The following is a 12,003-nucleotide window of genomic DNA, read 5'->3' on the forward strand; positions in this document are numbered from 1 at the left end:
GCGCGGCGGCGGTTACTTCGTCTGGTTCGCGTGGCTGACCACGTGGTCGATGAAGCCGTATTCGAGGGCTTCCTTCGCCGTGAACCAGCGGTCGCGGTCCGCGTCCTCGGTCACCTGCTCGACCGATTTGCCGGTGTGCAGCGCCTGCAGCTCGTTGAGCTCGCGCTTGGTGTGCGCGAACTGCTCGGCCATGATCGCGATGTCGGCGGCCGAACCACCGATGCCCGCCGACGGCTGGTGCATCATGATCCGGGTGTGCGGCAGCGCGAAACGCTTGCCCTTGGTTCCCGCGGTGAGCAGGAACTGACCCATCGACGCGGCCAGACCCATCGCGACGGTCCTGATGTCGCACTCGGCGAACTGCATGGTGTCGTAGATCGCCATGCCCGCGGTGACCGAACCACCCGGGGAGTTGATGTAGAGGGAGATGTCCTTGGTCGCGTCCTCGGCCGAGAGCAGCAGGATCTGCGCGCAGATCTTGTTGGCGATCTCGTCGTCGACCTGGGTGCCCAGGAAGATGATGCGCTCGCGCAGCAGCCGTTCGTACACGGAATCACTGAGGTTGAGACCAGCAGTAGCGGCTGTCATGACCCCTGCCTGGTTGATTGTCACGGATACCTGCCTTCTCTTCTCACCGATTGCAAACGGCCTACGGTTCGTCGTCGTCTCAAACACTAACGAAACAGGGCGGCACCGAACTCCCGGTACCGCCCTTCTTCGCTCACAGCGCAATCAAATCACGCCGGAGAAACTTACTCAGCAGCGGCTTCGCCCTGCTCGGTCTCGGCGGATTCCGCAGGGTCACCGAACATTTCGGTGGTGTCGACCTCGTTGCCGTCGGTGTCGGTGACCTTCACCTGACCGACAACTCCGGCCAGCGCCTTGCCGCGGCGCACGTCGGCGAACACCGCGCCGAGCTGACCGGCCTGCTGCACCTGCTGGATGAACTGCTCCGGCGACATGCCGTAGCGCTGGGCCTGGAACAGGATGCGCTCGGTGAGCTCCTGCTGGCCCACCTGGGTGCCCTCGGCCTCGGCGATGGCATCCAGCAGCAGCTGGGTCTTCACCGACTTCTCGGCGGCTTCCTTGGTGTCCTTGTCGAACTCCTCGCGGGAGGAGCCCTGCGCCTCGAGCGCCTCGGCCAGCTTGGCCTCGTCGTGGTCGAAGCCGTGCACGGCGTCGTGCAGCACCGCGTCGACCTCGGCCTTGACGACGGCCTCGGGCAGCGGCACCTCGACGGTCTCGAGCAGGGTGTCGAGGACCTTGTCGCGGATCTGACCGGCCTGCTCGATCTTCTTGGTGCGCTCGACGCGGCCCTTCAGGTCTTCCTTGAGCTCGTCGATGGTGTCGAATTCGCTGGCCAGCTGGGCGAATTCGTCGTCGGCCTCGGGCAGCTCGCGCTCCTTGACCGACTGCACGGTCACGGTGATCACGGCTTCCTTACCGGCGTGCTCGCCGGCGACCAGGGTGGAGGTGAACTCGGCGGACTCGCCGGCCTTCAGGCCGATGACGGCCTCGTCGAGACCCTCGATGAGCTGACCCGAACCGACCTCGTGCGACAGGCCGGTGGTCGCGGCCTCGGGCACGTCCTCGCCGTCGACGGTGGCCGACAGGTCGATCGAGACGAAGTCGCCGTCCTGCACGGCCCGCTCGACACCGGTCAGGGTGCCGAAGCGCTGGCGCAGCGAGGTGAGCTGCTGCTCGATGTCCTCGTCGCCGATGGTGAAGGAATCGACGGTGACCTCGATGCCCGAGTAGTCGGGCAGGGCGATCTCCGGGCGAACGTCGACCTCGGCGGTGAAGGCCAGCTCGTCGCCGTCCTCGATCTTGGTGATCTCGATCTCGGGCTGGCCGATGACCTTCACCTCGCCGGCCTGCACGGCCTCGGCGTACTTGTTCGGCAGCGCGTCGTTGACGACCTGCTCGAGCACGGCGCCACGGCCGACGCGGGTCTCGATCAGCTTGGCCGGGGCCTTGCCGGGACGGAAGCCGGGGATCTTCACCTGCTGGGCCAGCGCCTTGTACGCCTTGTCGAAGTCGGGCTTCAGCTCCTCGAAGGGCACCTCGACGTTGATCCGGACCCGGGTCGGGCTCAGCTGCTCGACGGTGCTCTTCACGGACATGCTCCTTGGTTCGTAGTTCATGGTGGTGGCCCCCGCATGGGGCGTCGCGCCCTGAGTCGGTGCGGACGCACGCATCCCGACCAGGGTAGTTGACCGCAGGCGCGGTCGTGCAATCGGCGGTTGGTTGCGGTCGCGGCTAGCTGCCGACCTGCACCGCGTCGGTGACGAACACCAGTGTCTCGTTGGGCGCCACGCCGTTGCCGCCCTCGCCGTAGCCGAGATCCGGCGGCACGATGAGCAGCCTGCGCGCGCCCTGCTGCACACCGAGCAGGCCCTTGTCCCAGCCCTCGATGACCTGGCCCGCGCCGAGCGTCAGGTCGAAGGGCGCACCGCGCTTGAACGAGCTGTCGAGGGTCTGCTTGTCCGACCAGGTGACCAGCGCGTAGTTCATGGTGAGCGGCTGCATGGCCACCGCACCGGGTCCGGTGCCGGGCACCAGGTCCTTGACGAGCAGCGACTTGGGCGGGGTGCAGTCGTCGGGGATGGTGATCTCCGGCGGGTCACCGAAGCCACCGGCCACCTTGATGTCCTCGGCGATGCATTCGCGGGTGGGAGCCGCCTTGGATTCGGCCGTTCCGCTGTCGGACCCGCACGCCGCGCTCGCGAGGGCGGCGAGGGCGACCAGTCCGGTCCCGATGATCCTGGGGAGAGAAACCATGGCCCGCACAGTAGTGGAGCGCGGATCCGCCGGCGCGAACCGGCACGACGGTAGGCTCGGCACTGCGTTTCTCCACCGGCGCCGCCGGGTGTCCTCCGGCGCGCCGACCAGTCCGGCGGCGGGCGACGCCGCAGCTCAGGCGAGTGCGAGGAGAGTCAGCGATGACCCGGCTCAGCAACAGCGAGGGCGATACCGCCGCCGACAACGTGGGCGGCGGAGGTGAAGGCGAATCCATTGCCCCCCAACCCTATTCACTCACCGCGACCCCAGGTCCGCTGACCGGCGAGGAGTTGATCGCGGTCGACACGTGGTGGCGGGCCGCGAACTATCTCGCGGTCGGCCAGATCTATCTGATGCGCAACCCGTTGCTGCGCGAGCCGCTGCGTTCCACCGACATCAAGCCGCGCCTGCTCGGCCATTTCGGCACGGTGCCCGGCCTGAACCTGGTGTGGGCGCACGCGAACCGGGTGATCCGCGCACGCGACCTGAACGCCGTGTTCGTCGCGGGCCCCGGCCACGGCGGACCCGGCCCCAACGCCTGCGCCTGGCTCGAGGGCGCCTACGCCGAGCTCTACCGCGACATCCCCCGCGACGCCGACGGTATGCGCCGGTTGTTCCATCAGTTCTCGTTTCCCGGCGGCGTCCCGAGCCATTGCGCCCCCGAGACCCCCGGTTCGTTCCACGAGGGCGGTGAGCTCGGCTATTCGCTGCTGCACGCCTACGGCGCCGCGTTGGACAACCCCGATCTCACGGTGTTCTGCGTGATCGGTGACGGCGAGGCCGAGACCGGCCCGCTCGCGGGCAGCTGGCACGCGAACAAATTCCTCAACGCGGCCCGCGACGGCGCGGTGGTGCCGATCCTGGCGCTCAACGAGTACAAGATCGCCAATCCGACGATCCTCGCCCGCATCCCCCGCGATGAGCTCATCGAACTGCTGCGCGGGTACGGCTACGAACCGCTGATCGTGTCGGGCAACGATCCGTCGCGAGTGCATCAGAAGATGGCCGCCGCCATGGACGCCTGCCTCGACCGGATCGCCGGGTTCCAGCGGGCCGCGCGCGAGGACGGCGACACCACCCGCCCGCGCTGGCCGATGATCGTGCTGCACACGCCGAAGGGCTGGACCTGTCCCCCGGTGGTCGACGGTGAGCGGGTCGAGGGCACCTTCCGCGCCCATCAGGTCCCGTTGCCCGCGGCGCGCACCGACCCGGAACACCGGCGGGTGCTCGAGGAGTGGTTGCGGTCGTATCGGCCCGAGGAACTCTTCGACGAAGCGGGCAGGCCGGTACCCGCCCTGCTCGCGCAGATTCCCGATCGGCCGATGAGCCTCAATCCGGTGGCCAACGGTGGGCTGCTGGTCCGCGATCTCGACCTGCCCGACTGGCGCGAATACGGCGTGCCCGTGGAGCAGCCGGGGGCGAGCAGGCACGAACCGACCCGGGTGCTCGGCGGCTGGCTGCGTGACGTCACAGCTCGCAACCCGCACAACTTTCTGACCTTCGCCCCCGACGAACTCGCCAGCAACCGCTTGCAGGACATCCTCGAGGTGACCGGCCGCGACTGGCAGGCCGAGGTCGGGCGCTGGGATGTGGCGTTGTCACCGACCGGGCGCGCGGTCGAAGTGCTGTCCGAACACATGTGCCAGGGTTTGCTCGAGGGCTATCTGCTCACCGGCCGCCACGGCGTCTTCACCTGTTACGAGGCCTTCATCCACATCGTCGACGCCATGTTCAACCAGCACGCCAAGTGGCTCGACGCCAGCCTCGCGGTGCCCTGGCGACGCCGCATCCCGAGCCTGAACTACCTGCTGAGTTCGCATGTGTGGCGTCAGGACCACAACGGCTTCACCCATCAGGACCCGGGTTTCCTCGATGTGGTGGTGAACAAGAGCCCCGAGATCGTCCGGGTGTATCTGCCGCCCGATGCCAACACCCTGCTGTCCACCTACGACCACTGCCTGCGTTCGCTGCACTACGCGAACGTGGTGGTCGCGGGCAAACAGCCAGGGCCGGACTGGCTTTCGGCGCCGGAGGCCGCCGTGCACTGTGCGCGCGGGGTCGGCATCTGGGAGTGGGCCGGGCACAACGACGACCAGGGCACCACCCCCGATGTGGTGCTTGCCTGCGCGGGCGACGTCCCCACGCTGGAGACGCTCGCCGCCGCCGCGATCCTGCGCGACCGCCTGCCCGACCTGCGGGTGCGCGTGGTCAATGTGGTCGACCTGATGCGGCTGCTGCCGGCCGAGGAACATCCGCACGGCCTGTCCGACGCCCATTTCGACACCCTGTTCACCACCGACCGGCCGGTGATCTTCGCCTTCCACGGCTACCCGTGGCTGGTGCACCGGCTCACCTATCGCAGGCGCAATCACGCGGGCCTGCACGTGCGTGGATACAAGGAGAAGGGCACGACGACCACCCCGTTCGACATGGTGATGCTCAACGACCTCGACCGCTTCCACCTGGTGCTCGACGTGATCGATCGGGTGCCCGGCCTGCGCACGCGGGCGGCGGGTCTGCGCCAGGAGATGGTCGACGCCCGGCTCGCGGCGCGCAGCTGGACCAGGGAGCACGGCGAGGACATACCGGCCGTCGCGAACTGGGTCTGGCCGGAGGCGTCGGTCCCCACTGTGACGTAACGCGGTTGCGGCACGGGTCGCGACTGGCCGACGATGGAGGCGATGACCGAGCAACGCCGTATCGACATACTCCCGCGTGACCGTCGCGACCTGCGCGGTCCCTTCGACGTGATCGGGGATGTGCACGGCTGCCGCGCCGAACTCGAGGCACTGCTCGGGAAGCTCGGCTACGTCATCGAGCGCGACGACAAGGGCAGGCCGGTCACGGCCGCACACCCCGAGAGCCGCACGGCGGTGTTCGTCGGTGATCTCGTCGACCGTGGCCCCGACACGCCCGGTGTGCTGCGGCTGGTGATGGGCATGGTCGCGGACCGTACGGCACTGTGCGTGGCGGGCAATCACGACTACAAACTGGTGCGCGCCCTCGACGGCCGCAATGTGCGCATCGCGCACGGGCTCGAGCAGTCCCTGGCCCAGCTGGCCGACGAGGACGACGAATTCCGCGCCGCCGCACAGGCTTTCCTGCGGGAGCTGCCCGGGCACTATCTGCTCGACAAGGGCAGGCTGGTCGTCGCCCACGCGGGACTGCCGGAAAGCCTGCACGGCAGCACATCCGGGCGGGCCCGCTCCTTCGCGCTCTACGGCGCGCCCACCGGCGAGGTGGACGTGCACGGACTGCCGATCCGCTACGACTGGGCGCAGGACTACCGGGGAGCGCCGGTGGTCGTCTACGGGCACACACCCGTCACGGCGTTGCAGTGGGTCAACAACACGCTGTGCCTGGACACCGGCGTGGTGTTCGGCGGCACGCTGTCGGCCCTGCGCTACCCGGAACTGGAGACCCTGTCGGTGCCCGCCGAGCAGGTCTGGTGTGAACGAGCGGGTATCACACCGGTGCCCGACTAGGGCCTACCATCAGCAGCGGACGACCCGACTCATCGACGAGGAGAGGTTCATGCGCCGTAGTCTGCTCGCACTGTCCGTTCTGGCTCCACTGATGATCGCCGGGGTGGCGAGCGCCGATCCGGCGCCGCCGGGAACCGGGACACTCACCGTTCGCGCCATCACCGGCTCCGAACCCATGCCGGTCAACCGGGCCGATATCGAGGTCCGCGCCTGCGGCGCCGAGGAGGTCGTCACCACCTTGGTGAGCGGCGCCGACGGCAGCGCGAGCGTCGCGCTGCCGGACGGCTGCTACGAGGCGCGGGTGGCGACGGTGCCGGGCGGTTGCGCCCTCGCCGACACCGAACCCGTGCGGCTCACGGTCACCGCGAGCACCGAGGCACGCGCGGAATTCCGTTTCCGCTGCGCGTAGCGGTCAGTCCTTGGGACCGCCCGCCACGTAGATGACCTGACCGGACACGAAACCCGCGCCTTCACTCACCAGGAACGAGGCGGTGTGGGCGATGTCGTCGGGCGTACCGACCCGGTTCACCGGAATCTGTGCCGCCGCAGCCTGTTTGAAGGCCTCGAAGTCGACGCCGACACGAGCGGCGGTGGCGGCGGTCATCTCGGTCTCGATGAAACCGGGAGCGATCGCGTTGGCGGTGACACCGAATTTGCCGAGCTCGAACGCGAGGGTTTTGGTGAAGCCCTGCATGCCGGCTTTGGCGGCGGAATAGTTGGCCTGGCCCCGGTTGCCGAGCGCCGACGTGCTCGACAGGTTCACCACGCGCCCGAATTTCGCCTCCACCATGTACTTCTGCACGGCGCGCGTCATCAGGAAGGCGCCGCGCAGGTGCACGTTCATGACGATGTCCCAGTCCTGCACCGACATCTTGAACAGCAGGTTGTCGCGCAGCACGCCCGCGTTGTTCACCAGCACGGTCGGCGCGCCCAGTTCGCCTGCGATCCGTTCGACAGCGGCGGCGACGGCGTCTTCGTCGGACACATCGGCACCGACGGCCAGCGCGGTTCCCCCGGCGGCTTCGATGGCCGACACGGTGTCGGCGCAGGCGGCTTCGTCGAGGTCGAGAACGGCGACGGCGTGACCGTCGGCGGCGAGCTTCTTCGCGACGGCGGCACCGATTCCGCGTGCGGCACCGGTGACGATCGCGACCCGTGAGGTAGTGGACATGCGCGCCACCCTATCGGGGCGCGTTCGTCGTGATGGTCGGGGTGACAGGATTTGAACCTGCGACCCTCCGCTCCCAAAGCGGATGCGCTACCAAGCTGCGCTACACCCCGATACCTCGGGGCGGTTCACGCCGTCGAGGGAAGTCATGTTTGAGCGGGTGACGGGAATCGAACCCGCACCATCAGCTTGGAAGGCTGAGGTTCTACCATTGAACTACACCCGCAGGCATACGACATCGATGGGATCGCCACGATGTCGTGTGCGCCACGACTGTACCGAATCCCGCGCGCCGAACGCCAATCCGGCCCCGCGAAATGTCTCGGCACTGCGATGAGCCCCCTCTTTCCGCGCCCGATTAGGGCCCTTAGGCCCTATTGCGGGACCACGGGTACCGGACACGATGGTGATTGCGTCTCAGGGGACCGACGCCTGCTCCACCGGGGGAATATAAAGGAGAATTTTCCTCGAAAACCTGGCATGGGGGCGGCGGGTAGGCCACCATAAAAGAGCGCGCGGCGGCTCTACCGGTCGGCGCGACACCTTTGCCAGGAGGGACCATGGCGACAACACGCCCACCGCCCGAAAACCGGGCAACACGCTGCACGTTTCGGTGTTTCCAAAGTTTTTTCGCGAAGTGTGTAACGCCCGGGCGGCTGTAGCGATGTCATAGCCGATCGCCATTCGCGAGAGACTGTAACGCGTTCTAGAACGCGGCTTTCGAGTCTCGAGTGGCTTGCTAGGATCCTTTTTGCCGGACGGGGGTATCTGGAAAGGGGGCGGTGAGCGTGTGCCGAACTCGGCGGACCCAACCGCGTAGCAGTGCGAACGATCGAGGTGGCAAGACCGTCGCCACCTTCCGCCGGTGATGTCGATGTCCGCACACATCGAGCCACCGGTCGCCGCGATGGCCCGCGCCTGGGCCCGCGCGGTGTGTGCCGAACCGGGATCGTCCGTGGCACCGCATCAGCTGGAGCCTGTGCTCATCGAGATCGTCGAGCGCCTGCTGCACCTGGCGAGGACAGAACCGTTCCCGGTACCGCAGGCGCGCAAGCTCGGCGCACGGCTGGCCGAGGCGCCGTTCGAACGGACGAGAATGCTGGCCCATGCCACCCGCTGGTTGCTCGGTTTCCCCTCGGGGGTGCCGGGTTCCCTGGTGGCGACCCGCTGGCCGCTGGTGGCCAGTCAGGCCATCGACAGCTATGCCCAGGCACTACAGGAGCGCGCACTGGCGCAACAGGAGCAGAACATCTCGGCGAAGGTGTCGCTGCGCGTGCAGGAGATCGCTGCGCTGCAGCACCGCCTGCGCCACGAGGCCACTCACGACGCCCTGACCGACCTGGCGAACCGCACACTCCTGCAGGAACGGGTGCGTGCCTTCGCCGCCGACCCGACCCGTGGGGTCGGGGTGCTGGTGGTTGACCTGGACCGCTTCAAACAGATCAACGACGGCTACGGACATGCGATCGGTGACGAGGTGCTCGTGGAGCTGGCCAACCGGCTGCGCGAGGTGTGCCCGCCCGACACCGTGATCTGCCGGTACGGCGGCGACGAGTTCGTCGTGGCGGCCAATCCGCGCCGCGACACCCTGAGCGAGCTGGCGCACCGTGTGGTCGCGGCCCTGCGTGACCCGGTGTGGTCGAGCGCGGGCCCGGTGCCGGTGTCGGCCAGCGTGGGCACCGCGTTCTGCCCACCGGGAAAGACGTGCGATTTCACCGACCTGCTGCGTCGCGCCGACCGCGCGATGTATTCGGCGAAATCGGCGGGCGGGCGGCGTTTCGCCCTCGCCGAATCGGGCGACCCCGAACTGGGAACGGCGGTCGCCGGCTGAGTCCGGATCGCGAAGCCTGCACTTCGCGGCCCGGGCTCAGTCGACCTTCTCTGCGCACCTCGGCCACGGTTTCGACCGTGGCCGAGGTGTTTTCGTCAGCGGGGCTGACAGACGCTGCACCAGAACAGGTTTCGGGCTTCCATCGTGCCGTGGGAGACCGGGGTGCCGCAGACGCGGCAGGGTTCGCCCTGGCGGCGGTAGACGTAGGTGCGTGGGCGGTCCTTGGCATAGGACGGTGCACCGGTGTCGTGTTCGGGCCGCACCACATGCATGCGGCCGGTTTCCACGCCGGTCGGCATGAGTTCGACGAGATCGGCCCACAGCGCGTCCCATTCGCTCGCGGTGAGCGAGGTGCCCGGTCGGAAGGGCGAAATGCCGTGCCGGAACAGGACTTCGGCGCGGTATACGTTGCCGACGCCGGCGATCAGCGCCTGGTCCATGAGCAGCGCACCGATCGCCCTGCGGGAGCGCCGGATCCGCGCACCCGCCCGCTCGTGATCGGCGTCGGGGCGCAGCGGGTCGGCACCCAGGCGCGCGGTGAGCGCCTCCACCTCCGGCGGGAGCAGCACCTCACACGCGGTCGGCCCGCGCAGATCGGAACCGAATCCCGTTGCGGCACCGACCATCCGCATCCGCACCTGCCCCACTGGCGCGGGCATCGGCAATGCCACCTCGCTGAACGTGCCGTACAACCCCAGATGCACATGCACCGTCAACCCGGACGCATAGTGATGCAGCAGATGTTTCCCATACGCCTCGGCCCGCTCGAGCACCTGCCCGTCCACGAGCGCCGCCCCCTCGGTGAACCGCCCTTGGGGACTCGAAACCCGCACTACCCCACCAGCAAACCGCTCCTGATGCAGCCGCGCAATGCGATGAAGGGTGTGCCCTTCAGGCATAGACACACACCCTTCGATCCGAACTCACCAACTGATCTCGCAAGCACATGGGTAACTCACCGGGCACGGGCTGACCCGGCCACCTCGAGAGAGCTTGCCGCGTCAGGGACTCATCCCGCACCTGAGTCTGGCCGAAATTCGCGGGGAGGCGGATCAGTAAGCGGGGACCGCGGGGGCTTCGCCGGACTTCTCGTAGTCGGCGAGGATGTCGATGCGGCGCTGGTGGCGTGGCTCTTCCGACCAGGGCTGGGCGATGAACGCGTCGACGATGGCGAGGGCTTCCTCGGTGGTGTGCATGCGGCCGCCGATGCCGATGAGCTGGGCGTTGTTGTGTTCGCGGGCCAGCTTGGCGGTTTCGACGCTCCAGGCAAGGGCGCAGCGGGCGCCGGGGACCTTGTTGGCGGCGATCTGTTCGCCGTTGCCGCTGCCACCGAAGACCAGGCCGAGCGAGCCCGGGTCGGCGACGGTGCGCCGCGCCGCTTCGATGCAGAAGGCGGGGTAGTCGTCGAGAGCGTCGTATTCGAGGGCGCCGCAGTCGACGACCTCGTGTCCGGCCTCGAGCAGATGGGCCTTGACGTGATTCTTCAGTTCGAAACCGGCATGGTCGGCACCCAGGTAAACGCGCATGGCTGCGATTGTCGCAGGCGCGCTTAGAGTCGTTTCATGCACCCGCACGAACCGCATTCACCGCATTCGGCAGGTCCCCCACCGGAGCGTTCCGGCCAACCCGCCGACCGGCCGAGCGACGCCACCCCCGCCGACCAGCCCACGCCGCGGCCGGGCGAATATCCGCCGCCCCCGTGGCCGCAGGGGCAGCCGGGGTTCGCCGGGTCGTCGCCGTGGCAGCAGCCGGGCCCACCGACCGGCGCGTTTCCCGCGCCGCCTGCGGTCGCGTATCCGTCTGTGCCGCAGGGTTTCTACCCGCCGGGAGGCCCGCCGGGGACAACGCAGCCGATGCCGCGTGGGCTTTCGCCGTTCGGGATGCCCGCGCGGCATCCGTGGGAGATTCCGCTGCTCGTGGTGGTCATCATGATCACCGGCGTGGCGTATCTGCTGGCGATCCTGATGTTGCTTGTGGAGTTGGTCGCCGAGCCCGTTGCCGACGCCCAGGGGCAGCCCGAGTCCGGCGGCTCGCTGCTGACCAGCCCGTATGTGCTCGTGCTCTTGTTCGCCCCGGTGCTGCTGTGGGCCGGACGTGGCATGAATTTCGCGCGAATGCGGATCAACGGGGTGAAGATGTCACCCACCCAGTTCCCCGAGGGATACCGGATGGTGCAGGAGGCGGCCGCCCGGTTCGGCATGTCGAAGGCACCCGACGCGTACGTGATCCTCGGCAACGGCCAGATCAACGCGTTCGCCTCCGGGCACGGGTTCCGCCGGTTCGTCGTGGTCTACAGCGACCTGTTCGAGATCGGTGGCGCCGCACGCGAGCCCGACGCGCTCGCCTTCATCATCGGCCACGAGGTGGGCCATATCGCCGCTGGTCACGTGTCGTATTGGCGCCAGCTCGGCATGTTCGTGGCGCCGTACCTACCGATTCTCGGGTCGTCGCTGATCCGCGCGCAGGAGTACACCGCCGACAATCACGGCTTCTGCAACCGCCACCAGGGCGCGGCCGGCGCGATGGCCACCCTGGCGGCAGGCAAGTACCTCAACACGCAGGTCGGTTTCGACGAGATGGCCGACCGCGCCGCCACCGAGAAGGGCGGCTTCGTCCTGCTGGTGAACGCCATGTCCAGCCACCCGGTCCTCACCTGGCGAATGTGGGCCCTGCGCGACCGAAGCAAACCGGGCCCCATGTTCTGGCACCCGACCCCACCCCACCCCCCCCACCCCCCC

Annotated in this window: 11 protein-coding genes and 2 tRNA genes; 5 read left to right on the top strand and 8 right to left on the bottom strand. The window is 68.2% G+C overall.

Annotation, left to right across the window (positions count from 1 at the left end; genetic code table 11):
- Positions 1-12 precede the first annotated feature (12 nt).
- From HYG95_RS21865 to HYG95_RS21875, 3 genes are all read right to left on the bottom strand, one after another.
- Complete coding sequence (locus tag HYG95_RS21865; RefSeq protein ID WP_220139703.1) at positions 13-588, bottom strand: ATP-dependent Clp protease proteolytic subunit; 576 nt, start codon at positions 586-588, stop codon at positions 13-15.
- Between the two features lie 164 nt (positions 589-752).
- Complete coding sequence (gene tig, locus HYG95_RS21870) at positions 753-2,117, bottom strand: trigger factor (RefSeq protein WP_181700579.1); 1,365 nt, start codon at positions 2,115-2,117, stop codon at positions 753-755.
- A 142-nt stretch (positions 2,118-2,259) separates the two neighbouring features.
- Positions 2,260-2,781: an FKBP-type peptidyl-prolyl cis-trans isomerase gene (locus tag HYG95_RS21875; RefSeq protein ID WP_181700581.1), complete on the bottom strand. Its 522-nt coding sequence runs from the start codon at positions 2,779-2,781 to the stop codon at positions 2,260-2,262.
- 161 nt (positions 2,782-2,942) lie between these two features.
- Here HYG95_RS21875 and HYG95_RS21880 point away from each other — a divergent pair, with 161 nt between their 5' ends.
- Genes HYG95_RS21880 through HYG95_RS21890 form a run of 3 tightly spaced genes read left to right on the top strand, consistent with a single transcriptional unit; the run spans position 2,943 to position 6,675 of the window.
- Positions 2,943-5,420: a phosphoketolase gene (locus tag HYG95_RS21880; protein ID WP_181700583.1), complete on the top strand. Its 2,478-nt coding sequence runs from the start codon at positions 2,943-2,945 to the stop codon at positions 5,418-5,420.
- Positions 5,421-5,462: 42 nt separating this feature from the next.
- Positions 5,463-6,266, top strand: a complete 804-nt coding sequence (locus HYG95_RS21885) for a metallophosphoesterase (protein ID WP_370465881.1) — start codon at positions 5,463-5,465, stop codon at positions 6,264-6,266.
- Between the two features lie 49 nt (positions 6,267-6,315).
- A complete protein-coding gene (locus tag HYG95_RS21890; RefSeq protein ID WP_181700587.1) occupies positions 6,316-6,675 on the top strand; it encodes a hypothetical protein in 360 nt (119 codons plus the stop codon).
- Positions 6,676-6,678: 3 nt separating this feature from the next.
- Here HYG95_RS21890 and fabG read toward each other — a convergent pair whose 3' ends face one another.
- The 3 genes from fabG to HYG95_RS21905 all read right to left on the bottom strand — a co-directional run bounded on the left by fabG (position 6,679) and on the right by HYG95_RS21905 (position 7,660).
- The gene (gene fabG / locus HYG95_RS21895; RefSeq protein ID WP_067486204.1) at positions 6,679-7,437 is read right to left on the bottom strand and encodes a 3-oxoacyl-ACP reductase FabG; all 759 of its coding nucleotides are present in this window, start codon (positions 7,435-7,437) and stop codon (positions 6,679-6,681) included.
- Positions 7,438-7,470: 33 nt separating this feature from the next.
- Positions 7,471-7,547, bottom strand: a tRNA-Pro gene (locus HYG95_RS21900).
- Positions 7,548-7,589: 42 nt separating this feature from the next.
- Positions 7,590-7,660 (bottom strand) — tRNA-Gly (locus tag HYG95_RS21905).
- Positions 7,661-8,308: 648 nt separating this feature from the next.
- Here HYG95_RS21905 and HYG95_RS21910 point away from each other — a divergent pair.
- Complete coding sequence (locus HYG95_RS21910; RefSeq protein WP_067486965.1) at positions 8,309-9,265, top strand: GGDEF domain-containing protein; 957 nt, start codon at positions 8,309-8,311, stop codon at positions 9,263-9,265.
- A 95-nt stretch (positions 9,266-9,360) separates the two neighbouring features.
- Here the strand turns inward: HYG95_RS21910 and HYG95_RS21915 are convergent, their stop codons facing one another.
- A complete protein-coding gene (locus tag HYG95_RS21915) occupies positions 9,361-10,164 on the bottom strand; it encodes an Fpg/Nei family DNA glycosylase (protein ID WP_181700589.1) in 804 nt (267 codons plus the stop codon).
- Positions 10,165-10,317: 153 nt separating this feature from the next.
- On the bottom strand, positions 10,318-10,791 hold the full coding sequence (locus HYG95_RS21920) for a ribose-5-phosphate isomerase (protein ID WP_067486200.1): 474 nt from the start codon (positions 10,789-10,791) through the stop codon (positions 10,318-10,320).
- 36 nt (positions 10,792-10,827) lie between these two features.
- Here HYG95_RS21920 and HYG95_RS21925 point away from each other — a divergent pair.
- Positions 10,828-12,003: M48 family metallopeptidase (locus HYG95_RS21925; protein WP_255495617.1), on the top strand; the 1,176-nt coding region annotated here is incomplete at its 3' end.

It is taken from the genome of Nocardia sp. GTS18 (assembly GCF_013839555.1).
GTDB classification, from domain to species: Bacteria; Actinomycetota; Actinomycetes; order Mycobacteriales; family Mycobacteriaceae; genus Nocardia; species Nocardia rosealba.

Coding starts and splice junctions, on each gene's coding strand:
- HYG95_RS21865 (WP_220139703.1), bottom strand. CDS start 588: ATGACAGCCGCTACTGCTGGTCTCAACCTCAGTGATTCCGTGTACGAA.
- HYG95_RS21875 (WP_181700581.1), bottom strand. CDS start 2,781: ATGGTTTCTCTCCCCAGGATCATCGGGACCGGACTGGTCGCCCTCGCC.
- HYG95_RS21880 (WP_181700583.1), top strand. CDS start 2,943: ATGACCCGGCTCAGCAACAGCGAGGGCGATACCGCCGCCGACAACGTG.
- HYG95_RS21885 (WP_370465881.1), top strand. CDS start 5,463: ATGACCGAGCAACGCCGTATCGACATACTCCCGCGTGACCGTCGCGAC.
- HYG95_RS21890 (WP_181700587.1), top strand. CDS start 6,316: ATGCGCCGTAGTCTGCTCGCACTGTCCGTTCTGGCTCCACTGATGATC.
- fabG (WP_067486204.1), bottom strand. CDS start 7,437: ATGTCCACTACCTCACGGGTCGCGATCGTCACCGGTGCCGCACGCGGA.
- HYG95_RS21910 (WP_067486965.1), top strand. CDS start 8,309: ATGTCCGCACACATCGAGCCACCGGTCGCCGCGATGGCCCGCGCCTGG.
- HYG95_RS21915 (WP_181700589.1), bottom strand. CDS start 10,164: ATGCCTGAAGGGCACACCCTTCATCGCATTGCGCGGCTGCATCAGGAG.
- HYG95_RS21920 (WP_067486200.1), bottom strand. CDS start 10,791: ATGCGCGTTTACCTGGGTGCCGACCATGCCGGTTTCGAACTGAAGAAT.